We start from the raw sequence: 26,021 nt of genomic DNA on the forward strand, positions 1-26,021 counted from the left end.
GATAGCACATAATGGCTTTGGTCGCCCTTGATCAAAATCGGTGGGCCGGGTTGTTTAAGCTGCGGAACGACGCTTTCAACGCCGAGACCGCGCGTTAGGTCTGTCGCGCGACTTCCTCCGTGACCGGCTCGGCCTTTCCCTCGATCAAGTCCTCTTCGACCGGCTCTTCAAGTGACTCTTCAGCACTTTCTTCAGGTTCCTCTGCCTCTTCAGCCTCTGATTGATCCTCAAGCGCGCCAACGATCAGAGGCAGCATGTGCACACCCGTCGCACTAGCAATCTCGGGCGTCTGAGGCGTCTGCCAGCTGAGCGTATCGAAGCTGCCGCAGTTCTGGCACACCGGTCCCCATTCAGGCTGAATGTCGTGGCAATTGGTGCAGACCCATTGCGGCCCGCGCGGTGCGTTCAACGCCTTGGCCAGCCAACCCTGAACCACCGCGTCCGAGGCGCCCTCGCCCCGTTCAATCGCAGCCATCAGCGTGTAGGCCCGTGCATCCCCCTGCTTTTCAACAACATCACCCAGCGCGCGTCGCGCTTCGGGGAAGTCTTCGGCTACGATGTTCAGCTCGGCCAAAATCAGGCGTGTTTCCATATTCTCTGAATGAACGCGGGTCAAAGCGGTGAACCGCTTGATCCGCTGTTCAGGTGTTTCGTCTGGCACAATCTCGGCAAAGGCATGGGCCAGATCAGGGTGAGGCTGTACTTCCCACGCCTTTTTCAGAATCTTGGTGGCTGCACGCGGTTTGCCCTTTTCGATATAGGCGCGCGCGGCCATGGCGGCTGCTGGGACAAGATCGGGTGAAAGGCGGTTTGCCTCAATCGCATGTTCCTGCTGTTCGACCGTCGCCGTGTCGTCCAGCAGCACTTTGGCCTCGGACAAAGCCAGGACTGCGTCGCGCCGTTTGAACACGTCGCGCGGCAAATACCCGGCCTTCAGCTTCGAGGTCAACGTGGACCGCGCACCGGCCCAATCCTGCGCTTTGGTCTGCAGGTTCAACAGCACATCCTGCGTTTCTTCATGCCGGGGTTTGAGGGCCAGAGCCTTCTCGGCCAGCTTGCGCGCGGTTTCATCATCGCCTTCGGCCAGCTTTTGCTTCATGATCCCGCGCACACCGACAAATCGCGTGGCGTTGTTGGTGACCAGCTTCTTGTAAGTCTCGGACGCTTTCTTGGTATCACCGGTCATCTCGGCTGCCTGCGCCACCAGCAAATTGGTCAGTTCCGGATTGTTCAGCAGCTTCTCGGCCTTATTGGCCTTGGTCATCGCCACGCGCCCCTCACCCGAGGCCAGCGCCATCAACCCGTCCGCCAGCGCCTGATATCCCCGCTTTTCCCGACTGCGATCGAAATAACGTGAAAGGGCGGTTTCATCACCGTTTAGGAATTTCAGCGTGGCGATCAGCAGCGTAAGCAGCTTGAAGAACAACCAGACCGCAAACACCAGCACGCCCAGCGCGATCACTGATTGCAGCGGGCCCAGTGTGTATTCGGTGCCTGCGACGGTGATCTGCACGCCGCCGGATGATTCCAGCAAGAACCCAGCACCCATGGCCAGCAGGCCGATAATCGCAACAAAAACAAGGATCTTTAACAATGACCACAGCATGGCAGGTCCTTCAGTTCGAGTTCAGGCTTGAAGCAAGCGTGTTTGCGGCCTCGACGGCAGAGGCCCGTGTCTGCGCCGCCTGCTCCCAATCCGCCAATGCGGTTTGTGCCGCTTCGGGCAGGGATTTCAATTCGGTCAGCGCCTTTGAGACATCACCATCTGCCAACGCTGCCTGAGCACGCGACAGGACCGCGTCCGGATCGTCGCCCTCTTGCGGGGTCACCGACCGCGCGCCTGTCTGGCGCTGCAAGAAAGCAACCAAGCCTGTGCCTTTATCGGCATCACGGGCATCCGCCAGTGCGGCGCGGGCTGCGGGGGCAAACGAGCTGCGCAGCGCCGAAAGCGTCTCAACTCCGTCCTTCGAAGATGCAGCCAAAGCATCGGGCACATCGACACCACCGGCTTTCAGTTCAGAGACCAAATCTTCATAGGGTTGACCGGCATCCAATTGACCATGCAAACGCGACAGGATGGCAGCGTTGGTCGCCGCGCGCGCCTCGGCCGAAGCCTTAGCCTCTAAAGCCTGCGCGTCTGAGACCATCTTTTCCACTTCGCTACGCTGAGCGGCCAGAGAATCCTGTAGTTTCTTCAATTCTGCCTCGAACGCGGCTGTGGCCTCGGGCGAGACATTTGCTTCAAGCGGCTGCTTCTCAAGCGCGGTCAGGCGTTCCTCAAGCGGGTCGACCTTACCGGTCAGGCCATCAACACTGCTCTTCACGGCAGTCAGATCGCTTTCGACCGGAGCAAGCTTATCCGACAACGCCTTGATCTGATCTGACAAGCCCGAGACATCGGGGCCTTTAGCAAGAGTTTTTGTCAGTTGGGCAATCTGATCGGATTGTTCCGCCAGCTTCGACTCGAGTGCGGAAATTGCGTCCGAGCTATCTGCTCCTTGAGACAATAACCCGCTGTTGCCTACAGCAAATCCGAGGCCTGCAGCAATAACCCCGCCCAACAAAGCCGGAACAAACCCACCGCGTTTTTCGACTGTGCGTTCGATCACCTTTTCTTCGGTCGGCTCGGCCCTGTTCAGGGCTTCGGCTTCGGCTTCGGCTTCGGCTTCGGCTTCGGCTTCGGCTTCGGCTTCGGCTTCGGCTTCGGCTTCGGCTTCGGCTTCGGCTTCGGAAGTCAATTCGTCCGCAGCGTTATCCGCGTCAACGGATTTCTCATCCGAGACTGCATCACTTTCGGTCTCGGCGGCCTCTGCCACCTCTTCGACGCTGGGGTCTTCGACCGGTTCCTGATCGGGTTTCTTCTTATCAGCCACCGCGTTAATCCCCTTATCGATTCCCAAAACACATGAACAACAGACTAACCCAAGTTAATCTGCACCCGGCGCGCTCTCAACCCGCATCACGTGTTTCACGAGTTTTTTCACGGCTTTCTGCATTTTGTCCGGGGTCGGTTCATCCGCGATCTTCAGCCGCTCGAAACTCAGTGTTTTAAGGGGTTCCGCTGTGGCTTCGCTGATCGCGGCCAGCCACAGAGGCGCAGATCCGGCCCAGACATCGGCAAATTGTCGCGCTGTGCGGGGTGAAAATAGCGGGGCGATGATGGGCTGATCACCCTCGGCGGCGTGGGAAGCCTCATCACTCAGCGGCAGAAGTTGCTGTCGATAAATCGGCTGTTCTCGGGTGGTCAGCCCGGATTCAGTCAAACGCGCGGCCACGTTGCCACGGCTGTGTTCTCCGCGCAGATGCAGCAGCGGGCTGTTTGGCTTGAGTTTCAGCAGATTGGCCACCAGCCCTTCGGCCGTCGCACCCAGCATCTGAGCATCCCACCCTGCCGCCTGCGCTGCCTGCGTGGTCACCGGACCAACGCAATAGGCGGGCAGGCTGCGTTCCACATTCAATACGGCGGCGGCGTTCACGCCATTTGCCGAGGAAAAGATCAGTCCAGCAGAATCATCGGACTCAACCATGACACCCAGCGGTTCGATCTTTAACAAGGGTGAATGGATAACCGCGACTTGCGGCCGAATGTGGTCCGGCAGTTGCGCAACGAACCTGTCCGAGGCGGCGCGAGGGCGGGTCATCAACAAATACAACGGTCGGCGCCTTCGGCCTTGGGATTGTTTGCATCCGCGCGGGGTGATACCCCGCATGGCAATCATGATGCAACGGATCAGGCCTATGGTGCAAACACTTACCGTCCTTGGACTGGAAAGCAGCTGCGACGATACCGCAGCCGCCGTTGTGCGGCAGGGCACAGGCGTAGGGGCCGAGATCCTGTCATCCGTGGTGCATGGCCAGACTGAGTTGCACAGCGCCTATGGTGGCGTTGTGCCTGAGATCGCAGCGCGTGCGCATGCGGAAAAGCTGGATATTTGCATCAAACAGGCTCTAACACAGGCCGAAATTGGCTTAGATGATCTGGACGCTATCGCTGTCACCGCAGGTCCCGGCTTAATTGGCGGCGTAATATCCGGCGTGATGTGCGCAAAGGGCCTAAGCGCAGCAACCGGGTTGCCGCTAATCGGGGTGAACCATTTGGCCGGGCACGCGCTGACACCAAGACTGACCGACGAGATTGCTTTTCCCTACCTGATGCTGCTGGTCTCGGGTGGTCACTGCCAATATCTGATCGCTCATGGACCGGAACAGTTCACCCGCCTTGGGGGGACGATCGACGATGCCCCCGGAGAAGCCTTTGACAAGACCGCCCGTCTGTTGGGTCTGCCGCAACCCGGTGGCCCCTCGGTCGAGGCTGAGGCGCGCGCGGGTGATGCCAAACGTTTCCGCTTTCCCCGGCCCCTTCTGGATCGCCCCGGATGTGACCTGTCTTTTTCGGGACTCAAGACCGCGCTGATGCGGATGCGGGATAAGGTCGTAGCCGAAAAAGGGGGGCTGACCCGACAAGATCGCGCTGATCTGTGTGCCGGTTTTCAGCAGGCTATTGTTGATACCTTAGCTGAGAAAACCCGCCGCGCGATTGCCCAGTATCTTGAGACATCACCGTCAGAACCGGTTATTGCCGTTGCCGGGGGTGTCGCAGCAAATTCCGCTATTCGCTCAGCATTAGAGACTGTTTCTGCGGAAATGGGCGCCCGATTTACTGCCCCTCCGCTGGCTTTGTGCACTGATAATGCCGCAATGATCGCCTATGCGGGTATGGAACGATTCCGCACCGGTGCACGAGATGGGTTGGACCTGACGGCGCGGCCCCGCTGGCCCTTGGATCAAACCAGCCCTGCAATGCTGGGTAGCGGCAAAAAAGGGGCCAAGGCATGAGCGTGGCCGTCCTTGGTTCTGGCGCATTTGGAACCGCTCTGGCGATATCTTTGGCGGGCAATGGGCCTGTAACTCTCTGGTCACGAGATGCCGAGCAAGCAGCGCAGATGCGGCACGGGCGCGAGAACCCGCGACGATTGCCGGGCGTTACACTGCCCGCCAGTGTTTCAGTGACAGCTGAATTTGAACAAGCGGCGCAATCCGATGTGTTGTTACTGGCCGTCCCAATGCAAAAGCTGCGCGATGCGTTGACGCAATATACCGGCGAACTGGGTGGCAAGGTTTTGGTGGCTTGCTGCAAGGGGATCGAACTGTCCACGGGGCTGGGTCCCATTGCAGTCATCCGTCAAACCGTTCCGGACGCACTTCCGGCCTTGCTGACTGGCCCCAGCTTTGCCGATGATATCGCGCGCGGTTTGCCTACGGCGTTGACGCTGGCTTGTGATGATGCCGAACTGGGTGAAGCGCTTCAGCAAGAGCTGACAACTGCCAATCTGCGTCTTTATCGTACCGCCGATACCATCGGGGCAGAGCTAGGTGGAGCGCTAAAGAATGTGATGGCTATTGGTTGCGGCGCGGCCATTGGTGCAGGGCTTGGCGATAGCGCCCGCGCTGCGTTGATCACGCGCGGATTTGCCGAGATGCAGCGCTTTGCCGCCCAGCGCGGGGCACGGCCCGATACGCTGATGGGGCTATCGGGGCTGGGTGATCTGGTTCTAACCTGCTCATCCGAATTGTCGCGAAACTATCGTTTTGGCCTTTGTTTGGGTCTAAACAAGCCATTTGACACCACGACAACCGTCGAAGGTGTCGCCACTGCGCAGGCCATGTCCGAAATCGCAGCGAGCGAAGGGTTAGACATGCCCATCAGCGCAACGGTGGCGAAACTCAGCAGCGGTGCCTACAGTGTCACCGACGCGATTCAGGCCCTGCTGGGTCGCCCACTCAAGGAGGAATAATATGCTCATCGCCCTGATCGCCCGGGATAAAGCTGGTGCCCTACAGACCCGGCTGGACAACCGCACGGCCCATCTGGCTTACATTGAAGAAACCGGTGTTGTGGCGCAGGCCGGGCCGTTACTGGACGGCGATGCGATGATCGGATCGCTGGTCATTCTGGATGTGGAGAATCTGGCCGCCGCTGAGGCCTGGGCCGCAAATGACCCCTACGCGCTGGCCGGCCTGTTCGACTCGGTTGAATTGATCCCGTGGAAAAAGGTCATCGGCTGATGGCGTATTGGCTGTTCAAATCCGAACCCTCGACCTGGAGCTGGGATCAGCAGGTCGGCAAGGGGGACGCGGGCGAGGAATGGGATGGGGTGCGCAACTACCAGGCCCGCAATTTCATGCGTCAGATGCAGATTGGTGACCGGGGTTTTTTCTACCACTCGCAAAAGGACAAGGAGATTGTCGGCATTGTCGAAGTCTGTGCCGAGGCCCATCCCGACAGCACAACCGATGATGAGCGTTGGGAATGCGTGGATATCAAAGCCGTCCGGTCTTTCACAATTCCGGTCAAACTGGATCAGATCAAGGCGGATGAGCGTTTGGGTGAAATGGTTCTGGTCAAGAATTCACGCCTTTCAGTGCAGCCGGTCAGCGATACAGAATGGCAGTTGATCTGCGCTTTGGGCGAGACAGAGGCGGATTGAATGAAAAGGGAAGGCCCTGACGACTTCAGAACCTTCCCTACCCCGCGTGCTCCCAAGCTCACCACACGCATACGGAAATCTATTGGTTCTGACCGTCCTGGTCATATCCTGACCTTAGCCGATTTCAGAACCGCGCTTCAAACGCCAAGTATTTAGAGTTTCAATCAAATACAAAACACCCGCCGGTAAGTCCGACGGGTGCTGAAATGGTTCTTGGCTGGATCAGCTATAGACCGATTCTTTGCCGAAATGCTTGGTCAGCATGTAATAGACGACAGCGCGGTACTTGTTACGCTCGGACATGCCATAGGTCTCCATGGCCTTGTTAATCCCTTCCATCAGTTCGGGACCATCCGACAGGCCCAGCTTTTTGATGAGGAAGTTGTTCTTGACCGTCTCAAGCTCGCCTTCCTGGCTGGCCGCCACTGTCGACGCATCCGCGTCATAGATCGCCGGACCGCAACCGATGGTGACCTTGGTCAGCAGGTCCATATCGGGGTCCATCCCGCATTTGCCTTTTAGATCTTCAGCGTATTTGGCGATCAATTCGTCGCGTTTGCCCATGTCCCAATCTCCTTAATCCATTGTCACGGAACTTTTTACCGATGCACGAGAGACTAGCCTTGTCGGCGGAATTCCCAAAAGGGAAAAATCACAAGGTTTCCCCCTAGGCTGAACTTCGCGGGACTCGGTGATTTGATTTTTTCAGATTTATTATTTAACATTTTTGTTAATTATGATTCCCGGAGGTCCCCATGCCCGTAACGTTACCGAATGAAACCACCGAATATCGGTCAGCTCGTAATGCACTTCTATCCGCCGAGCGGGACCTGCGAGCAAAGGTTGAAGAGGTCGCGGCCTTGCGCCGTTCTCTTCCAACCGGAGGCAAAACCCCTAACGATTATGCGTTCCAAGATCTGGCAGGCGAGGGTGCACCTATGTCGTCGCTGTTTGGCGACAAGGATACGCTGATTATCTATTCGCTGATGTACGGACCCGACGCGGAACGCCCCTGCCCTATGTGTTCGGCGTTTCTGGATGGGCTGAACTCTCAGATCCACCATCTCATACAGAACGCCTCGGTTGCCGTAGTAGCGCAGAATACGCCCGAAAAACTCTCGGCGCTCAAGGATGAGATGGGTTGGAATGCGCTGCCGCTCTACTCAGCATTAGGGACGAATTACCAACGTGACTATCTGGCCGAGACCGACGGGGGTGATCAGCTTCCTATTTTAAATGTCTTTCAACAGCTCCCTGATGGCATTCATCACTTCTGGAGTTCCGAGCTGTTCTTTGAACCCAGCGATTGGCATCCCCGGCACGTGGATGCGGCTTGGCCACTGTGGAATGTTCTGGATTTCACGCCACAGGGCCGCGGCGATTTTATCCCGTCTCTACGCTGAGGTACTATCGGCAGTAGCCCCAGCCGGGCCCCTGCAGGTGGAAGTGATCGGCATGTAAGCGGTTGTAGTCAGGGCCAAGCACCACGCGGAACCAGTCACAGGCTCCGCGCCATATCTGGCGCAGAAAATCGGCCTCGGGCCCGTCAGCGTCCCAGTCAGCCAGCAGGTTCAAGCTGCGCCCGTCCGAGAGATCCATTCCGACGATGTCGATCGCGTCCGCAGTGGCGTGACTGCTCCAACCATTGTCTTGTCCTTGCGCGGTCCGCATCCGGCGGCAGTTATAGCTGCCGATCTGGCGCATTCTGCTGACGGAAGTCCCCAGTAGTTGCTGCGCAGCGGGTTGCACAACATGGTGTTCCCACATGACAAGCCGCAAAGTTGTGGCACACCGGGTCTCGACTGCAGTGACGCGGGCGTTCACCAGACCGAACAACCGGCCGCGTCCCTCGATTCCGCAATTCTGGTCCACCACCAGATCGTCCAGCGGATCAAACCGAGCTCCAGCCTCGGCCAAGGCTGCACGGCATAAAGCGTCATCCGCCAGTGCGCGGTTCAACTGGTAAGGGGTGACCGGGGTGACCGGGGCCGTCACGGTCAGATCACGCAGAGGGTTCCAGTGCGGGGGTACAGGTGTATTGGGATGGGCAAGCAGCCACCAAACGCCGCCGCCCAACACGGTCAACAGCGTTAAGAGGCCAAAAAGAAAAGACGCCGCCGAAAGCAGGATTCGGCGGCGTCTAGAAGCTTTGGTCATGCGTCTTTCGCACTTAGTAGCGGTAGTGTTCCGGCTTGTAGGGGCCTTCGGGTTTTACGCCGATATAGGCCGCCTGATCGCTGTCCATCTGGGTCAGCTTCACGCCGATCCGGTCCAGATGAAGACGGGCAACTTTTTCGTCCAGATGCTTGGGCAGGATGTAGACTTCGTTCTTGTATTCATCGCCTTTGGTGAACAGCTCGATCTGGGCCAGGACTTGGTTGGTGAAAGAGGCCGACATCACGAACGAGGGGTGACCGGTGGCGTTGCCAAGGTTCAGCAAGCGACCTTCGGACAGCAGGATAATGCGGTTGCCCGAGGGCATCTCGATCATGTCCACCTGTTCTTTGATGTTGGTCCACTTGTGGTTCTTCAGGCTGGCCACCTGAATTTCGTTGTCGAAGTGACCGATGTTACCGACGATGGCCATGTCCTTCATCTCGCGCATGTGCTCGATACGGATCACGTCCTTGTTGCCGGTGGTGGTGATGAAGATATCGGCGTTTGCGACTTCGTCTTCCAGAAGGGTGACTTCGAACCCGTCCATGGCCGCTTGCAGCGCGCAAATCGGGTCGACCTCAGTCACTTTCACGCGGGCGCCTGCGCCACGCAGCGAAGCCGCCGAGCCTTTGCCCACGTCACCATAGCCGCAGACCACGGCAACCTTACCGGCCATCATGGTGTCGGTGGCGCGGCGAATACCGTCAACCAGCGATTCCTTGCAGCCGTATTTGTTGTCGAATTTCGACTTGGTGACCGAGTCGTTCACGTTGATCGCCGGGAACGGCAGGTGGCCGTCTTTCACCAGCTGATACAGGCGGTTTACACCGGTGGTGGTTTCTTCAGAGACGCCTTGGATCTGGTCGCGCATTTTGGTGAACCAGCCCGGAGACGCGGCCATGCGCTTGGCGATCTGCTTCTTGATCACCTCTTCCTCTTCCGAAGCCGGAACAGGGATAATGTCCTCTCCTGCCTCGGCACGTGCACCCAGCAGGATGTACAGCGTCGCGTCGCCGCCATCGTCCAGGATCATGTTGGGGCCTTCGTCGAACAGGAAGGATTTGTCCAGATAATCCCAATGCTCTTCCAGCGTCTGGCCCTTGATGGCAAAAACGGGAATACCAGCCTCGGCAATCGCCGCCGCCGCGTGGTCCTGCGTTGAGAAGATGTTGCACGACGCCCAGCGCACATCAGCGCCCAGCGCCACCAGTGTTTCGATCAGAACGGCGGTCTGGATGGTCATATGCAGTGAACCGACGATCCGCGCGCCTTTCAGCGGCTTGCTTTCGCCATATTCGGCGCGCAGGGACATCAGCCCCGGCATTTCCGTTTCAGCGATATTCAGCTCTTTGCGGCCAAACTCGGCCATTGAAATGTCTTTAACGATATAGTCCCCGGCCATCAGGTACTCCACTCCGGCAATTCACAGTCCAAAGTGCCACTAGCATCCCTTGCGGGATGAGGCAATGAAGATGGCCGGAAACAGGAAGTCTGGTGACAAAATATCAGCTTGGCGTACCCTCTGCCTTGATTTTGGGGATCGCTTCAAAAAAATCAGTGCCAACGGCGACAATACAACTCATGCCGTTCGCCTGGGTCACCAAAACGGTATAACTTCCCGTTTCCTTCGAGGTCCAAACCTCCATGACCGTCTGCCCGCCACGTGATTTCTGAAGACCGCCAAAGGTTAATTCCTCGGAGTAATTGTCTTGCAGTTTGGTAATCACGTGCTCGCGCTCTGCGCAGTTCTGGGCAAAGGCAGGTGGCGCGGTTGCGGCCATTCCGAAGGTCAGGGTTATTGCAAACAAACGCTTGAACATAGCAAGCTCCTTTCGATACGAGTTTCGTTTCGAGAGGGCGCAACTGGGAGGAGTCAGCACCCCCCTCAGTCCTTGATGTCGGGATCGTATCGCGCAGGTTCAAAGCACGAATGCTCAAGAAATTGTTGGCAGCATGTGATCCAGACAGATACATCATACCACAAGAACGCGAATTGAACGTGTCCCAGTTCACAAGGCATGGTAAAATGGCAACACAACCCAGAGCGTGGCAAAGAATGCTGTCGGGCCGTCGGCTGGATTTGCTGGACCCGACACCCGTGGATATCGAGATCGAAGATATCGCGCACGGGCTGGCCTTTGTGGCGCGGTGGAACGGTCAGACCAACGGGGATTTTGCCTATTCCGTGGCCGAGCATTCCTTGCTGGTGGAAGAGCTTTTTGGCCGCATCGCACCAAATGCACCGACGAAATGGCGGTTGGCGGCACTGTTACACGATGCCCCCGAATATGTGATTGGTGACATGATCTCTCCGGTGAAATCCGCCGTTGGCCCGGATTATGGTGATTTAGACGACCGGCTGGCTGCTGCGATTCATATACGTTTCGGGTTGCCCGCCGTGGTACCAAAAACAGTGAAACGCCAGATCAAGAAGGCGGACAAGATCAGCGCCTGGATGGAGGCGACGCAGATCGCGGGTTTTTCTGATACCGAAGCATCAAAGTTCTTTGGTCGCCCGGACAAGGCAATATTAGAGGGGTTGCAGATCAAACTGCGTCCCCCGATTGAGGTGCGGCAGGCCTATACCGCGCGGCATAAGGAGCTGTTGGGCAGCATTTAGGTCGCCAATAGATCAGCGGCACAGCCTGTGCTAATTTTCCGCTAAAACAAGACCATAATCGGACGCAGGTTCAGATGAGCGACGCAGACAGCCAGATACCGGTCACGAACGCGCAGATGGAATATGCCAACGCGTGTTTACGTGAAGCGTACAATCTGACAGGCCGAGGGCGGGTGCGCAATCTGATCCGAAAGTCACTGCTGCCACAGTTGATCGCCTATCGGGGCATTCGAATCCACCTGCACCCTTATGACAATTTCAGCGAATTCTCTCTCTGGCAGAAGGGCCGGTCCCCGGAAGAGCTTGAGCTGAATTGGCTGAAAGACAGTTTTGCGGGGAAGACTCTCAAGGTTTTGGATATCGGGGCAAATTTTGGTCTGTATTCACTTTTCTTGTCGTCAATTCTTAGCCCGGACTCCCGGATTCATGCATTTGAGCCTAATCCGACTCTGGCCGAACGCCTCAGCAATAATTGCTCTCTGAACGGATTTGGCAACGTGGAGCTGAACACTTTCGCGATCGCGGGCGAAACTGGTGAGGCGACGCTTATTATTGAAAAGCGGGGCGACACGGCCACCAATCTTGGTCAGGCGCGTTTGGCAAACGACCCAGCGTATCTGGAGCTGTCAAAATACGATACGATTGAGGTGCAGACCCGAACACTGCTTGAGCTTACACATCTGCATGATGCCGATTTTGCCAAGCTTGATGTTGAAGGGCACGAGCCGAACATTCTTATGCCTTTTCTTGAAAGCGCAGAAGATGCAGCGCTTCCCCAATATCTACAGCTGGAAACCGTGAATCTTGGTGATAGCGCCGAACGCCTGTTTGCCTCACTTTCTGATCGTGGCTATGAAAATGCCTTTCAAACTCAACGTAATATCATCTTCAGAAGATAGGCCGTGCAAGGAAGAACCGCGATCATGATCAAACCCACTCAGGCCAAGCCGATATGAAGGTCGGGTTGTTCTCCTGCGCCAAGGATGAAGGGCCGTTTATACTTGAGTGGATCGCGTATCATCTGCTGGTCGGGTTTGATCCTATTCTGATTTACAGCAATGACTCGACAGACGGCACCGCCGAGCTGCTTGATGCGCTGGATGATAACGGGGTTATTTCCCATGTTCTGCAAGGTCTGAAACCCGGGCAAGTACCACAGCATACAGCGGCAGAAACGGCCTATGCGCATCCTTCGCTTAACGATGCCGATTGGCTGATGTGGCTTGATAGCGATGAGTTTCTGTTCTGTGCAAACGATGAAAATCAGGTCGCAGGTCTCGTCGAACGCTGTTCCGGTTTCGCCGAGGGCATCGCCGTGAATTGGTTGATCTTCGGAAATGGGGGCAACGACAAGTGGGAACCGGGGCTGGTCACGCAACGGTTCCTAAAGCGTGCCGATACAGATCATAATTTGCATCGCTACTTCAAAACGCTTTTTCGAAAGTCTGATAAAATACGGGGGTTTGGCCTGCACCGGCCCTACTTGCGACCGGACTTTCGAAACGATGGATCGCAATTTGTAAATGCTGCGGGCCTGCCGATGCACGAACACATGTATCGTTCGGGATTGCGACGAAGACATGCGCTGGGTGCCGCGCCCGAGCATCTGTCTACACACGATTGGGCTGCTGTCATTCACTACCCGGTGAAAACGCGAGACAGTTTCGCGCTCAAGCGGCAGCGCGGGCAAGGCACGAAAGCGACAGATGCACCCAACCGGTCCAGCCGGTTTCGTGAAAGGTATTGGAACAAGTACAACCAGAACAGCGTCGTGGATGATCGAATGCTGGCGATGGGCGGCAAGCTGCAGGCAAAGGTTGATGAGTTGCTGTTATTGCCTGAGGTTGGGTGCGCGCACTCTGCCTGCCTTAAGAATTACGCGCTGAGGCTCCAAACTCAGGCTCAATCCGCGCCCTGAAGGTCGTTTGGAACGGCCCGGGAAAACACACTATTAAGTTTACGGGTCTACCTTGGACTACGCTTCGCTAGAATCCTCTGCAGCGTTCTGCGGTGCATGTTCAACCGGCGCGCGGTTTCCGAGACGTTCCGGTCGCACAGCTCATAGACGCGCTGGATATGTTCCCAGCGGACGCGGTCGGCGCTCATGGGGTTTTCCGGCGGCGGGGGCAGTTCGTCGCCCTTGGCCAACAGAGCGTTGGTGATGTCAGTGGCGTCGGCGGGTTTGGACAGATAGTCGGTTGCACCAATTTTGACCGCCGCAACGGCGGTGGCGATGGCGCCATAACCGGTCAGAACCACAACCCGGCTGTCGGGGCGTTTTTCGCGCAGCACTTCAACCACGTCCAGCCCATTGCCATCTTCAAGTCGCAGATCTACCACGGCATAGGCAGGTGGGCGGGCTGTGGAAATGGCGCGGCCTGCGGCGACGGAACCCGCGGTTTCAACCTCGAATCCGCGTTTTTCCATGGCCTTGGCCAGACGTCTCAGAAACGGCTCGTCATCATCTACCAGCAGCAGCGATTTGTCGGGGCCGATTTCAAGCTGGGAACTGTCTGCCATATGTGGGTCTTTCCGCTATTTCATGCCTCTTGGCTTAAACATGAGTAATAGCAGCGCCATTCCAAAGGTCAAACCGACTGTTGAGGATCAGGCCTGATCAAGAAAGCAGCCAATCTTGTCCGCCATCTGCTCGGCCGTTTCATCGCGTTTGAAAAATTCCAGAAACCCGTCCTCGGGCGTCATCAGATAGGTAAAGGTCGAGTGGTCGACCAAATAATACTCATCGCTTTTGTCTTGGGCCTTGTAATAGGTCTTGTACGCCTTGCTGGCCGCCTTGATCTGCTCGGGCGATCCGGTCAGGCCAATCACGCGTTCATGCAGGTTGAATGCGAAATCGCCCACAACCTCGGGGGTATCGCGATCCGGGTCTATCGAGATGAACAACGGCGTCACCGACTGACCGCGCTCTGCCAGCAAATCGATCGTGTCGACATTGCGCGACATGTCAAAGGGGCAAACATCCGGGCAGAAGGTATAACCGAAGTAGACAAGCGTGGGCTCGGTGATCACATCCTTGTCGGTTACCGTCTCACCATTGGCGTTAAGCAGTTCGAACGGTCCGCCGATCGCCGCGCTCCCGCCCGCAATCTGAGACGAGCGGCACTGCGCGTATTTGTCATCTGAGCCACCCCGCGTCAGCAGCCACATGGCGCCAAGACCAATTGCAAGAACAACAGTTGCGAGAATAGCATAAAGACGAACCATGGCGCGTATCCTGATACGAAAGGGGATGTTGATCGATTCTGCCGGGACACCTATCAACATGTCGGACCGACGCAATAGGACATAATCGACAGATGACGAATTCCAACACCAGTCTTTGGCGTGGGCAGGAGCGCAGTACCTGGATCAGGCTGCGCACGCTGATCCTGCTGCGATGGGTCGCCATTATCGGCCAGTTTACGGCCATCACGGTTGCACAGAAATATTACGACGTTCAGCTTGAGCTGGCATTGTGTTATTTCGTCATCGGCATTTCGGTGATGGGTAACCTCACGGCCATTCTGTTGTTTCCCGAAAACAAGCGCTTGTCGGAATTCGAGAACTTCCTGATGGTGCTGTTCGATCTGCTGCAGCTGTCGATCCTTTTGTATCTGACGGGGGGGCTAAACAACCCGTTTGCGCTGCTGTTGCTGGGTCCGGTGACGATTTCTGCAAATGTAATGAGCACCCGCTCGACCCTGATCATCGGTAGCGTTGCGGTGATCCTGACCACGTTGCTGGCGCAATTCCACCTCCCGCTGAGAACCAATCTGGGGTTGGTGCTGGATATCCCCGATATTTTGCTGTTCGGAAACTGGGCGGCGATTATCATCGCCATCGTTTTCATCGGCGCCTATTCGCACCGCATCAGTTCCGAAGTTCAATCGATGTCCGAAGCGCTCTCGGCCACCCATATGGCGCTGGCGCGCGAGCAAAAGCTGACTGATCTTGGTGGTGTGGTGGCCGCCGCCGCGCATGAGTTGGGTACGCCGCTGGCTACGATCAAGCTGGCCAGTTCAGAACTGATCGAAGAGCTGGACGACCGGCCTGAGCTGATGGAGGACGCAGCCTTGATCCGCGAACAGGCTGACCGCTGCCGCGACATCCTGCGCGATATGGGCCGAGCTGGGAAAGATGACTTGCACCTGCGTCAGGCGCCTCTGTCCACCGTGATCCATGAAGCGGCAGAGCCACATATCAATCGTGGTAAAGTGGTGCATTTCGACGAAGGACCAGTTGCGGATGGCGATGTGCAGCAGCCCTCAATCCTACGCAAGCCCGAGATCATTCACGGGCTGCGCAACCTGATCCAGAACGCAGTGGATTTTGCCCAGTCGACGGTCTGGGTCGAAGCTGAATGGACCTCTGACCGGATCAGCGTTTCGATCATGGATGATGGGCGCGGCTACCCCTCCCACATCATTGGTCGGATTGGTGACCCATTCATGCGCCGCCGCCGCGCCGATCGCAGTAGTCGGCCGGAATACGAAGGCATGGGGCTGGGTCTGTTCATCGCCAAAACCCTGCTGGAACGCAGCGGTGCCGAACTGAGCTTCGCCAATGGCGCGGACCCTTATCAGACCCTGACTGACCAACCGGACCGCAGGGGGGCGATCGTCAATGTCGTTTGGCCGCGCAAGCTGATCGACGCGCAAACCGGGGACACTCCTGTTCCCTCGGGCGCCAACCAACCGTTCCAGATCTGAGTTAAGACCCCGTTAACCATTGTTGTTCATATAGATTCAAACGTTTTACCCGGGGGTTGGAGCAATGGCCGAATGGATCGTTCTGGCCGCAATCAGTGTGGTTTCGGCCAGCTTTGCGATGTTGTGGCTCTTGCCACGCCATCAGGCCAAAACAAGAGATTTCGGGCTGTCAGCGCCCGGAGCGCTGTTCGATGTTGTCTTCCTGTTCGATGGCGACCGGTTGATCAGCCACTCCGATATTGCGCTGGCAGGTTACGAATCCGTCAGCAACTGGGCTGAACTGCGGCGTTTGCTGCAACGTGATTTTCCCGCTTTCCCCGAAACGCCCGAGATTGTCCGGTCCGGGGGCAACATCGCCGTTTCAGCCATCGACTGCACAGTCGAGCGCGAGGTTCTGTGCGAATGGATCGATGGTATCATTCGGGTTCAATTACGTGATCTGACGGGGACCATCCCTGCGCCACGCCGTGACCAGCGCGATCCAATTCGTTTGGCGATGGAGCAGGCGCCCTACCCTGTTTGGCTGATAGATCACCGTGACAAGGTGGGCTGGTGCAATGCGGCCTATGTACGGTTGGTTCGCAAGATTGCGGGACCGGATGCCGATCTGACGGACCCTCTGTTTCCTTCTCACAGGGACGAGGCGCAGCTGAGTCGAAAAACCCGTGTCTCGATTCCGGTAAGGGACAGCGATGCCAAGCTCTGGTTTGACCTGACCCAGGTCGCACACGAACAGGATCAGTTGTGTTACGCGGTCGATATCAACGCGATTGTCGAAGCCGAGACAGCACAGCGCAAGTTCGTGCAGACCATGACCAAAACCTTCGCACAGCTCTCCATTGGCCTAGCGATCTTTGACCGCAACCGGCAACTGGCCCTGTTCAATCCAGCGCTGATTGATCTGACCACCCTGCCACCCGACTTCCTGAGCCTGCGCCCAAGCCTGTCCAGCTTTTTTGACCGGCTTCGCGACCAGCATATGATGCCCGAGCCTAAGAACTATCGCAGTTGGCGGCGCCAGATGAACGACCTTCTGGAGGCGGCACAGGACGGGAACTATCAGGAAACCTGGTCGCTGCCATCAGGATCGGTCTATTCCGTCAGTGGTCGCCCGCATCCCGATGGGGCCGTGGCTTTCCTGTTCGAAGATATCACCGCCGAAATCACACTGACCCGACGGTTCCGCGCTGAAACGGACCTTATGCAATCCATTCTGGACAAGCTGGCTGATGCCATCGCGGTGTTTTCGGATGACGGTTCGCTGGCGATCACAAATTACGCCTATCAGGTGTTGTGGGGCGACAGCGGCGAAGTAGGATTCGAACCAGCAACGGTGCTGGAAATCACACGCCAATGGCAGGAGCACTGCACCGCCACGCCGATCCTTGGCGAGATCCGCGAATTCGTCACCGCGCGAGAGAATCGGGCCGAATGGTCGGCTGAACTGATCCTAAAATCCGGCGGCTCTTTGAACTGCACGGTCAGCCCCATGCAAAACGGGGCAACAATTGTCCGTTTCGCCTCGGACAACCCGGTCAGGAACATCACGGAAATACAAAAAATCAGCGCCTGAACCGGTTGCAGCCGACCCGGCGCAGGTTCATTGTGACGCCATGAACGCACCGCTGACTCTGACCTCGAAATCCCCATTCGACACTGCTGAAGTTGCCACCAAACTGGGTGGCGCATTGCAGTCTGGCGATACTATCCTGCTTGAAGGTACCATCGGCAGCGGCAAAACCCATTTCGCACGCGCATTGATCCAATCTCTTCTGTCCGCACCCGAAGATGTGCCTTCGCCGACCTTTACTCTAGTTCAGGTTTACGAGACGCAGCTTGGTGAAGTCTGGCATTCAGATCTCTATCGTCTTTCTGCCGTGGAAGAGATCGAAGAGCTGGGGCTGGTCGACGCCTTCGACGCCGGCATTTGCCTGATCGAGTGGCCTGAAAAGCTGGGTCCCCTGACGCCAGAGCCGGCCTTACTGATCCGGTTCACCACAGACGCCAACGAACAAGATACGCGACAACTTAAGATGTCGTGGACAGACCCGAAATGGAACGCCAAGCTGGAGGGGATCCAATGACGAACCGGGCCATTCTGGCAGAAGCCTTGATCGCGCAGACACCATGGAACGGCGCACGGCATACGCCTTTGGCGGGTGATGCCTCGAACCGCCGGTACGAGCGTCTGACCGACCCTGCCACCGGCCGGACCGCCGTTTTGATGGATGCTCCGCCCGACAAGGGCGAAGCTGTTGAACCCTTCGTGCGTATGTCGAAGTACCTGCGTTCCATTGGGTTGAGTGCGCCGGAAATCTACGCCGAGGACTGCGAATACGGGTTTCTGTTGCTCGAAGATTTGGGCGACGATCTGTTCGCACGCGTCTTGCGGGACGATCCGACGCTTGAGCGCACGCTGTATGACGCCGCAACCGATGTACTTGTCCATCTTCACGCGGCGCCGACGCTTTCGCTCGACAGTTACGACCCCGCTATGATGACCGAATTGGCGGCGCTATCGTTCACGAAATATGCGCAAGGCATTCTTGGATCGCACGACGACGAGGCCCGCGCCCGGTTCGAGCTGCGCTTTGCGGATATCCTGCACCGGGAAACCGGCGGAACACGGGTTGTTGTGCAACGCGATTACCACGCAGAAAACCTGATCTGGCTGCCCGAGCGCGAAGGTCTGGCGCGCGTCGGTCTGCTGGATTTCCAAAGCGCGATGCTGGGGCATCCCGCCTATGATTTGATGTCACTGCTACAGGATGTGCGTCGGACTGTGCCCGCCGGGATCGAGATGCGGATGATCGACCGCTATATCACCGCAACCGGCGTCGATGGGCATGATTTCCGCACCGCATATGCTGTTCTGGGCGCACAGCGTAACCTGCGCATTCTGGGCGGTTTTGCCCGGTTGGCGACCGATTATGGAAAGCCACACTACGTCGACCTGATCCCGGCTGCGTGGGCACATTTGATGCGCGATCTCGAACATCCCGCGTTGGTGCCGGTGGCAGACCTGTTGCGCAGCGCCCTGCCCGCCCCAAACCCCGAGAACCTGGCAAAGCTGAGGGCGCAATGACCGGCACCCCCCAAGCTGCAATGCTGTTTGCCGCGGGCTTTGGTACTCGCATGGGTGTCCTGACCAAAGACCGGCCCAAACCGCTGATCGAGGTGGCCGGGCGGCCCCTGATTGATCACGCACTGGATCTGGTCGATGCGCTAAGGCCGTTGCGGGTTGTTGCCAACCTGCACTACCACGCTGATCAGTTGGCTGATCATCTGGCGGGCTGCGACGTTATGATATCGCGGGAAGAACCGCGCATTTTGGATACTGGTGGTGGGCTGCGCGCAGCGCTACCTCTGCTTGGATCCGATCCCGTATACACCTTGAACAGCGACGCGATCTGGGCTGGGCCCAACCCACTGAATTTACTGAAGGATCATTGGAATCCGGATAAAATGGATGCGCTGCTGATGTGCGTTCCAGTTGGGCAAACCCTTGGCCACACAGGCCCTGGTGACTTCACTCAGGACAGCACAGGGCGGATCGTCCGCGGTGCCGGTCTTGTTTACGGCGGGGTACAAATTCTGAAAACCGAAGGGCTACATGACATCGCTGAGGACGTGTTTTCATTGAACGTATTGTGGGATCGAATGCTGCAGCAAAAGCGCCTGTTCGCACTGTCTTACCCCGGTCGCTGGTGCGATGTGGGGCGTCCCGAGGGTATTGATCTGGCCGAGGGGCTGATTGCCGATGTTTGAGCCCAGCGCCCTGCCCCGGGTATTCGCCATTCCTCCGGGCGCGGATTTCCCCAAGGTGCTGGTTGACGGTCTGCATGAGCGATTTGAGGGGCAGCCGCCCGATGCGCTGGCCCGGGTACAACTGGTAATCAACACCCGCCGGATGGCGCGCCGGGTGCGCGATCTGTTTGATCAAGGTCCCGCTTGCCTGTTGCCACGCCTCTCTTTGGTCACAGATCTTGGCGAAAGCGCCGATCTGGCGCAGATCCCACCCGCAATCCCGCCTCTGCGTCGCAGGCTGGAGCTGACGCAGCTGATCGCAAAACTACTGGACCAGCAACCCGATCTGGCGGCCCGGTCCTCGCTGTTCGATCTGTCTGACAGTCTGGCCGGGCTGATCGACGAGATGCAGGGGGAAGGTGTCTCGCCCGATGCGATCAGGCAACTGGATGTCAACGACATGTCCGGCCATTGGGCACGGGCGCAGGCCTTTATCGGCATCGCCGATCAGTTCATGGAATCCGGTTCGGACGCGCTGGATGCGCAGGCCCGACAGCGGCGCGTAGTCGAGAACCTGATCGCGCGCTGGGAGGCGTCGCCGCCCGAACATCCTGTCATTCTGGCAGGCTCTACCGGGTCTCGCGGGACCACCCTGATGCTGATGCAGGCGGTTGCGCGTCTGCCTCAGGGGGCGCTGGTGCTGCCTGGCTATGATTTCGACCAGCCTGAACATGTTTGGAGCAATCTGGATAACCCGCTGACATCTGAGGATCATCCTCAATACCGGTTCCGCAAGCTGATGCTTGGGCTAGGGCTTGGCCCGGATCAAATCCGGCCATGGACCACGGATCAGGCCCCTTCACCTGCCCGTAACAAGCTGATTTCGCTTGCATTGCGCCCTGCCCCGGTCACCGACGCATGGATGACTGAAGGCCCGCTCCTGCCCGACCTGAACGGTGCGACCAAGGATGTGACGCTGATCGAGGCGCCCTCGCCCCGGGCCGAGGCCTTGGCCATTGCGCTACGCCTACGGCAAGCGGCCGAGACCGGCCAGACCGCCGCGCTAATCACCCCCGACCGGATGCTAACCCGGCAGGTCAGCGCCGCACTGGACCGGTGGAATATCCTGCCCGATGACAGCGCGGGCCTGCCACTGCAGCTGTCTCCGCCCGGGCGGTTCCTACGCCATGTCGCCGGGCTGTTCGCGCGCCGCCTGGATGGCGAGGCTCTGCTGACGCTGCTCAAACACCCACTGTGCCATGACGGGGGCGACCGGGGCAGCCACCTGCTGCATACCCGCGATCTTGAGCTTGACCTGCGTCGCTATGGCCCGCCCTTTCCCGACAGCGCCAGCCTGACCGCTTTCGCCATTCGTACTGAAGCGCCCGAGGACTGGGTCCGCTGGGTTACCGAGACTTTTTGCGATCAATACGACCCCGCCGAAAAGCCACTGTCGGACTGGGTCGCCCGGCTTCGCACGCTGGCCGAGATGATCTCGGCAGGTGCAACCGGTGAATCCGGCACATTGTGGGACAAGAACGCGGGCCAGAAGGCGCTTGCGGTGATCTCCACTTTGGAGGCCGAAGCACAGCATGGCGGTGCGATGACCGCCCATGACTTTGCCGACCTTCTGGGCGCGTTGTTGGCAGGTGAAGAAGTCCGCGACCGTGATGCACCTCACCCGCATCTGATGATCTGGGGCACCCTGGAAGCGCGCGTTCAGGGTGCGGATCTGCTAATTCTGGGTGGCTTGAACGAAGGCAGCTGGCCCGAGGCTGCGGCACCCGACCCCTGGCTGAACCGTCAGATGCGCAATGAGGCCGGTCTTTTACTGCCCGAACGCAGGATCGGTCTGTCCGCGCATGACTTCCAGCAGGCGGCAGGTGCGGCAGAGGTGGTTTTGACCCGCGCTACCCGCTCGGATGATGCGGAAACTGTACCATCCCGTTGGCTGAACCGCATGACCAACCTGTTGCTAGGCCTGCCTGAACAGGGTGGAACTAGCGCGTTAGAAGCAATGCATGCGCGGGGCCAACGGTGGTTGGATTGGGCAGAGATGCTGGAACATGCACCCCGAATCGCACCCGCGCACCGCCCGTCGCCACGACCACCCGTCGCGGCGCGGCCACGGCGGCTATCGGTGACCGAAATCAAACGCCTGATCCGCGATCCGTACGCCATATATGCCCGGCATATCCTGCGATTGAGACAACTGGACCCGCTGGTTCAGGCGCCAGATGCCCTGCTACGCGGTATCGTCATCCACGAGGTGATGGAACAATTCGTGCGCGACAGCGTTCTGGATCCGGCTTTATTGACCCGAGAAAATTTCCTGAAACGCGCCAAAGCTTTGCTGGACGACCACGTTGCCTGGCCAACTGCCCGAAAGCTGTGGCTGGCGCGGCTAGAGCGGATTACCGATAGCTTTCTGTCCGCCGAGATTCAGCGCCGCGCCGATGGCGGGCCTGTGGCTTTTGAGGTTGGGATGCGCCTGACGTTGACGCCGCTGGACTTCACCATTGCCGGACGTGCCGACCGAATCGATCGAAGCGGGCAGGGGGCCTTGCGTATCATCGACTACAAGACGGGCACTCCGCCGACGGTAAGTCAGCAAGCCAAATTCGACAAACAACTGCTGATCGAAGCTGCAATGGCCGAGCAGGGCGGTATCGAAGGATTCGATCCGCTTCCCGTTGCACAGGCGATCTTCATTGGCATGGGCGGCACCTATAAAGAAGTGCCCGCACCGCTGCAGAAAGAGCCGACCGACAAGGTGCTGGCCGAACTGAAAGAGCTCATTTCAGCCTATTTAGAGCCTGATCAGGGGTTCTCTTCACGCAGGATGCTGCACAAGGACACAGATATAGGGGACTATGATCACCTCGCCCGGTTCGGCGAGTGGGATCGTTCGACGGAAACCGAACCGGAGGACCTGACATGACCCCCCGCAATGATGCCACCGAACGGCAGGTTCAGGCCGCGCGCCCGGACGCCTCAACCTGGCTGGCGGCCAATGCGGGCTCGGGCAAGACCCGGGTGCTGACTGACCGGGTGGCACGGCTGTTGCTGGATGGCGTACAGCCGCAGCATATCCTGTGCCTGACCTATACCAAGGCCGCGGCCAGCGAGATGCAGAACCGGTTGTTCAAACGTCTTGGCAAATGGGCAATGTTGGGCGACGGCGACCTTCAGGCTGAGTTGGTCGAACTTGGCGTACCAGGCCTGATCGATCCCGACCGGTTGGCGCAAGCACGGACCCTGTTTGCCCGCGCTATTGAGACGCCTGGTGGACTGAAAATCCAAACGATCCACTCCTTCTGTGCTTCGCTGCTGCGACGGTTCCCGCTTGAGGCAGGGGTCAGCCCTCAATTCTCCGAAATGGAAGACCGGGCTGCGGCGTTGCTGCGCGAAGAGATCATTGAAAGTTTTGCCGACGGCCCTCAGGCCGAATTGATCGAAGACGTTGCCCGCTTTGTCACCGATACCGGTTTTGACAAACTGACTGCCGCTGTTGCGCAGAAACGAAATCAGTTTGAACATGTGCTGCAATGGCCGGACATTCTGCAACGGTTTGATCTGCCCGAAGGTTTTGATGAACAGGTCCTGCTGCGTAACGTGTTTCTGGGCGGTGAGGTCGAACTGATCCAGTCCATTTTACCCGCGCTTTCGGAAAGCGGAGGGAACAATGCCAAGGCCGCCGACAAGCTTGTCGGCTTTACCGACGCCCGGCTGAGCAAACTGACGATACTTGAAAACGTCCTATTGACGGGTAAGGGCGCGAAAGAGCCCTTTGCCGCAAAACTCAACAGCTTTCCAACCAAGGCGCTGCGTGAAGGGGTGCTGGCAGATCGGATGCCCCAGCTCGAGGCCCTGATGCTGCGGGTTGAAGCCGCGCGGGAACAACGACTGGCGCTGGTTGCGGCCCAGAAAACCCATGTATTACATCGCTTTGCCGCGGCCTTCCTTCCGGAATACGAGCGGCGCAAGCAGGTTAGGGGTTGGCTGGATTTTGATGACCTGATCCTGCGCGCACGTCAGGTGCTGAACGACCCGGCGGTCGCAGAATGGGTGCTGTACCGGCTCGACGGTGGCATCGATCACATTCTGGTGGACGAAGCGCAGGACACCAGCCCGGATCAATGGGACGTGATCGAAAAATTGGCTCAGGAATTTACCAGCGGGGAAGGGGCCCGATCCGGAGTTGAACGCACGATCTTTGTGGTCGGCGACAAGAAACAGTCGATCTATTCCTTCCAGGGCGCCGACCCGCAAGCCTTTGACCAGATGCAGGCCGAATTTGGGCGGAAACTTCGAGAATCAGGCTCTAAACTGTGGGATTCAACGCTGGAATATTCGTTCCGCTCGTCCAGCGCGATCCTTGGGCTGGTCGATATACTGTTCGAAAACCATGTAGGGGCCGGGTTCCACAAGGATGCCTTACACCGGGCATTCAAGGCCGATCTTCCTGGGCGCGTCGACCTATGGCCGGTGATCGAGAAAGTTGAAGACGAGGATGACAGCGATTGGACCGATCCCGTTGATCGACCCGGCGCACGGCATCACACCGTCATTCTGGCAGAACAGGTTGCCCGGTCAATCAAGGATATGATCAGGAATGGCGCTACCATTTCCGATGATGGCGATGCGTCGGGGACATTTGTCCGGCGCAAAGTGCAACCCCGCGACTTTCTGATCCTTGTCCAACGCCGCTCGGACCTGTTTGCCGAGATCATTCGCGCCTGCAAAAGCGAGGGTCTGCCCATCGCGGGGGCAGATCGCCTGAAGGTGGGCGCGGAACTGGCGGTCAAGGATCTGGCTGCTTTGCTGAGCTTTCTGGCCACACCCGAAGACAGCCTATCCCTGGCGACAGTCCTGAAATCCCCACTGTTTGGCTGGACGGAACAACAGTTGTTCGATCTGGCTCATCGCAGGGAGGAAACTTATCTATGGGCAGCGTTGCGCAATCGTGCCGAGGAGTTCCCGGTAACGCTTGCGATTCTGAACGACCTACGCGGTCAAACCGACTTTCTGCGTCCTTATGATCTGATCGAACGTATCCTGACGCGCCATGACGGGCGACGCAAACTGCTGGGCCGGCTTGGGGCCGAGGCTGAGGATGGTATCAACGCGTTACTGTCGCAGGCGCTGGCCTATGAACGGACAGATATCCCAAGCCTCACCGGTTTTCTGGTCTGGATGCAAACCGACGATCTGGAGATCAAGCGCCAGATGAGCGGTGTCGGCAATATGATCAGGGTGATGACCGTTCATGGCTCAAAAGGATTGGAATCACCGATCGTAATCCTGCCGGACACTGGTAAACGACAGCCACCACGAGATGCCGAGATCATGATGGCGGGCGATACTCCGTTGTGGAAAGTGCCTTCTGATGCCTCACCTGCATTGATCGCAGCTGCGCGCCAAGAAGCCAGAACGCGCGAGGAGAATGAGCGGCTGAGGCTTCTATATGTGGCTCTAACACGGGCAGAAAAGTGGCTAATAGTGGCGGCCGCCGGGGATGTAGGCAAGGATGGCAACAGTTGGTATCAGATGGTTGAGGCCGCGATGGCGCGGGCAGGGGCTACTCATGTTCCCGGCACCCAGACCCTTCGACTGGCGCATGGAGATTGGGAGGCTTTGCCTGCCGTTGAACAGGGCAGCATCCCGCACAACGAACAGCATTTGCCTGTATTTTTTGACCACCCCGCGCCAAATCTACCCGCGCCAGCCGAAACGCTCAGCCCCTCTGATCTAGGGGGTGCGAAGGCCTTGCCCGGAGATGCGGGGCAGGATGAAGAGGCGGCGAAACGACGCGGATCGCAGCTGCACCTGTTGCTCGAACATCTTCCTGCTGCCGCACAGGATCAATGGCCGCAGCTTTGCGCACGGCTTCTGGCCGATATGCAAGATGTTGAGCGGCAAGATCTGCTGACTGAGGCCACATCGGTGCTGACGGCCGAATATCTGAAACCGGTCTTTGGCTCGGATGCGCTGACCGAGGTTTCGGTCTCTGCCGATCTGAACGGCACACGAATGCATGGGGTCATCGACCGGCTGATTATCACGGATAAAGAGGTGCATGTAATTGATTTCAAATCCAATGCGACTGTTCCGACCGGGCCAGAATCCTGCCCCGAAGGGCTGTTGCGCCAGATGGCGGCCTACGCCCATGCCCTGTCGCAAATCTATCCCAATCACAGTATCCGCACCGCTATCTTGTGGACGCGAACCGCGCACCTGATGTGGTTGCCACACGATATGGTGACGGACGCCCTGACACCGAACCCTATATCTTGACCT

At 58.0% G+C, this 26,021-nt stretch carries 24 protein-coding genes; 15 read left to right on the top strand and 9 right to left on the bottom strand.

The annotated features are described in order from the left end of the window. Nucleotides 1-94: 94 nt before the first annotated feature. Genes ACR0I1_RS18150 through ACR0I1_RS18160 form a run of 3 tightly spaced genes read right to left on the bottom strand, consistent with a single transcriptional unit; the run spans nucleotide 95 to nucleotide 3,641 of the window. Nucleotides 95-1,606 carry a heme biosynthesis HemY N-terminal domain-containing protein gene (locus ACR0I1_RS18150; RefSeq protein WP_480707471.1) on the bottom strand — a complete coding sequence of 504 codons (1,512 nt, stop codon included), beginning with the start codon at nucleotides 1,604-1,606 and terminating at the stop codon, nucleotides 95-97. Nucleotides 1,607-1,616: 10 nt separating this feature from the next. After that, entirely contained in the window at nucleotides 1,617-2,873 is a 1,257-nt protein-coding gene (locus tag ACR0I1_RS18155) for a COG4223 family protein (protein ID WP_480707473.1), read from the bottom strand. A 54-nt stretch (nucleotides 2,874-2,927) separates the two neighbouring features. Further along, complete coding sequence (locus ACR0I1_RS18160; RefSeq protein ID WP_170733777.1) at nucleotides 2,928-3,641, bottom strand: uroporphyrinogen-III synthase; 714 nt, start codon at nucleotides 3,639-3,641, stop codon at nucleotides 2,928-2,930. A gap of 97 nt (nucleotides 3,642-3,738) precedes the next feature. Between ACR0I1_RS18160 and tsaD the strand changes: the two genes are divergently transcribed. From tsaD to ACR0I1_RS18180, 4 genes are read left to right on the top strand one after another with little or no spacing between them, the layout of a single operon-like run. Further along, nucleotides 3,739-4,836 (top strand): tRNA (adenosine(37)-N6)-threonylcarbamoyltransferase complex transferase subunit TsaD, encoded by a 1,098-nt coding sequence (tsaD, locus tag ACR0I1_RS18165; protein ID WP_480707490.1) that lies wholly within the window; start codon nucleotides 3,739-3,741, stop codon nucleotides 4,834-4,836. Then, nucleotides 4,833-5,795 (top strand): NAD(P)H-dependent glycerol-3-phosphate dehydrogenase, encoded by a 963-nt coding sequence (locus tag ACR0I1_RS18170; RefSeq protein ID WP_223117335.1) that lies wholly within the window; start codon nucleotides 4,833-4,835, stop codon nucleotides 5,793-5,795. Before tsaD ends, ACR0I1_RS18170 begins: the two co-directional genes overlap by 4 nt. A 1-nt stretch (nucleotide 5,796) precedes the next feature. Next, complete coding sequence (locus ACR0I1_RS18175; RefSeq protein ID WP_170407946.1) at nucleotides 5,797-6,066, top strand: YciI family protein; 270 nt, start codon at nucleotides 5,797-5,799, stop codon at nucleotides 6,064-6,066. Continuing rightward, a complete protein-coding gene (locus ACR0I1_RS18180) occupies nucleotides 6,066-6,488 on the top strand; it encodes an EVE domain-containing protein (protein WP_170397911.1) in 423 nt (140 codons plus the stop codon). Before ACR0I1_RS18175 ends, ACR0I1_RS18180 begins: the two co-directional genes overlap by 1 nt. A gap of 222 nt (nucleotides 6,489-6,710) precedes the next feature. Here the strand turns inward: ACR0I1_RS18180 and ACR0I1_RS18185 are convergent, their stop codons facing one another. Further along, the gene (locus ACR0I1_RS18185) at nucleotides 6,711-7,052 is read right to left on the bottom strand and encodes a DUF2853 family protein (RefSeq protein ID WP_170397892.1); all 342 of its coding nucleotides are present in this window, start codon (nucleotides 7,050-7,052) and stop codon (nucleotides 6,711-6,713) included. Nucleotides 7,053-7,243: 191 nt separating this feature from the next. Here ACR0I1_RS18185 and ACR0I1_RS18190 point away from each other — a divergent pair, with 191 nt between their 5' ends. Continuing rightward, nucleotides 7,244-7,891: a DUF899 family protein gene (locus ACR0I1_RS18190; protein ID WP_480707474.1), complete on the top strand. Its 648-nt coding sequence runs from the start codon at nucleotides 7,244-7,246 to the stop codon at nucleotides 7,889-7,891. A 4-nt stretch (nucleotides 7,892-7,895) separates the two neighbouring features. Here the strand turns inward: ACR0I1_RS18190 and ACR0I1_RS18195 are convergent, their stop codons facing one another. The 3 genes from ACR0I1_RS18195 to ACR0I1_RS18205 form a co-directional block, all read right to left on the bottom strand. Further along, on the bottom strand, nucleotides 7,896-8,645 hold the full coding sequence (locus ACR0I1_RS18195) for an extensin family protein (RefSeq protein WP_170566594.1): 750 nt from the start codon (nucleotides 8,643-8,645) through the stop codon (nucleotides 7,896-7,898). 13 nt (nucleotides 8,646-8,658) lie between these two features. Then, the gene (gene ahcY, locus ACR0I1_RS18200) at nucleotides 8,659-10,047 is read right to left on the bottom strand and encodes an adenosylhomocysteinase (RefSeq protein ID WP_480707475.1); all 1,389 of its coding nucleotides are present in this window, start codon (nucleotides 10,045-10,047) and stop codon (nucleotides 8,659-8,661) included. 103 nt (nucleotides 10,048-10,150) lie between these two features. Beyond that, nucleotides 10,151-10,465, bottom strand: a complete 315-nt coding sequence (locus ACR0I1_RS18205) for a hypothetical protein (RefSeq protein ID WP_170397881.1) — start codon at nucleotides 10,463-10,465, stop codon at nucleotides 10,151-10,153. A 206-nt stretch (nucleotides 10,466-10,671) separates the two neighbouring features. Here ACR0I1_RS18205 and ACR0I1_RS18210 point away from each other — a divergent pair, with 206 nt between their 5' ends. The 3 genes from ACR0I1_RS18210 to ACR0I1_RS18220 all read left to right on the top strand — a co-directional run bounded on the left by ACR0I1_RS18210 (nucleotide 10,672) and on the right by ACR0I1_RS18220 (nucleotide 13,183). Beyond that, nucleotides 10,672-11,265, top strand: a complete 594-nt coding sequence (locus tag ACR0I1_RS18210; RefSeq protein WP_480707477.1) for an HD domain-containing protein — start codon at nucleotides 10,672-10,674, stop codon at nucleotides 11,263-11,265. Nucleotides 11,266-11,339: 74 nt separating this feature from the next. Beyond that, nucleotides 11,340-12,164: an FkbM family methyltransferase gene (locus tag ACR0I1_RS18215; RefSeq protein ID WP_170613069.1), complete on the top strand. Its 825-nt coding sequence runs from the start codon at nucleotides 11,340-11,342 to the stop codon at nucleotides 12,162-12,164. Nucleotides 12,165-12,217: 53 nt separating this feature from the next. Next, nucleotides 12,218-13,183, top strand: a complete 966-nt coding sequence (locus ACR0I1_RS18220; protein ID WP_480707479.1) for a glycosyltransferase family 2 protein — start codon at nucleotides 12,218-12,220, stop codon at nucleotides 13,181-13,183. A 47-nt stretch (nucleotides 13,184-13,230) separates the two neighbouring features. Here the strand turns inward: ACR0I1_RS18220 and ACR0I1_RS18225 are convergent, their stop codons facing one another. Beyond that, nucleotides 13,231-13,785: an ActR/PrrA/RegA family redox response regulator transcription factor gene (locus ACR0I1_RS18225; protein ID WP_039542641.1), complete on the bottom strand. Its 555-nt coding sequence runs from the start codon at nucleotides 13,783-13,785 to the stop codon at nucleotides 13,231-13,233. A gap of 87 nt (nucleotides 13,786-13,872) precedes the next feature. Then, the gene (locus tag ACR0I1_RS18230; protein ID WP_170514218.1) at nucleotides 13,873-14,490 is read right to left on the bottom strand and encodes an SCO family protein; all 618 of its coding nucleotides are present in this window, start codon (nucleotides 14,488-14,490) and stop codon (nucleotides 13,873-13,875) included. A gap of 92 nt (nucleotides 14,491-14,582) precedes the next feature. Here ACR0I1_RS18230 and regB point away from each other — a divergent pair, with 92 nt between their 5' ends. The 7 genes from regB to addA all read left to right on the top strand — a co-directional run bounded on the left by regB (nucleotide 14,583) and on the right by addA (nucleotide 26,018). After that, on the top strand, nucleotides 14,583-15,974 hold the full coding sequence (regB, locus tag ACR0I1_RS18235; protein WP_170397866.1) for a sensor histidine kinase RegB: 1,392 nt from the start codon (nucleotides 14,583-14,585) through the stop codon (nucleotides 15,972-15,974). Between the two features lie 64 nt (nucleotides 15,975-16,038). Beyond that, nucleotides 16,039-17,547, top strand: a complete 1,509-nt coding sequence (locus ACR0I1_RS18240) for a PAS-domain containing protein (RefSeq protein ID WP_480707480.1) — start codon at nucleotides 16,039-16,041, stop codon at nucleotides 17,545-17,547. A gap of 40 nt (nucleotides 17,548-17,587) precedes the next feature. Continuing rightward, nucleotides 17,588-18,058, top strand: a complete 471-nt coding sequence (tsaE, locus tag ACR0I1_RS18245; RefSeq protein ID WP_170407927.1) for a tRNA (adenosine(37)-N6)-threonylcarbamoyltransferase complex ATPase subunit type 1 TsaE — start codon at nucleotides 17,588-17,590, stop codon at nucleotides 18,056-18,058. Next, a complete protein-coding gene (locus ACR0I1_RS18250) occupies nucleotides 18,055-19,059 on the top strand; it encodes a phosphotransferase (RefSeq protein ID WP_170425366.1) in 1,005 nt (334 codons plus the stop codon). Before tsaE ends, ACR0I1_RS18250 begins: the two co-directional genes overlap by 4 nt. Next, nucleotides 19,056-19,742, top strand: a complete 687-nt coding sequence (locus tag ACR0I1_RS18255; protein ID WP_480707481.1) for a nucleotidyltransferase family protein — start codon at nucleotides 19,056-19,058, stop codon at nucleotides 19,740-19,742. Before ACR0I1_RS18250 ends, ACR0I1_RS18255 begins: the two co-directional genes overlap by 4 nt. After that, a complete protein-coding gene (gene addB / locus ACR0I1_RS18260; protein ID WP_480707483.1) occupies nucleotides 19,735-22,662 on the top strand; it encodes a double-strand break repair protein AddB in 2,928 nt (975 codons plus the stop codon). The genes ACR0I1_RS18255 and addB overlap by 8 nt, the downstream gene beginning before the upstream one ends. Then, the gene (addA, locus tag ACR0I1_RS18265) at nucleotides 22,659-26,018 is read left to right on the top strand and encodes a double-strand break repair helicase AddA (RefSeq protein ID WP_480707484.1); all 3,360 of its coding nucleotides are present in this window, start codon (nucleotides 22,659-22,661) and stop codon (nucleotides 26,016-26,018) included. The genes addB and addA overlap by 4 nt, the downstream gene beginning before the upstream one ends. Nucleotides 26,019-26,021 lie beyond the last annotated feature (3 nt).

This window comes from Ruegeria sp. B11, from assembly GCF_056539785.1.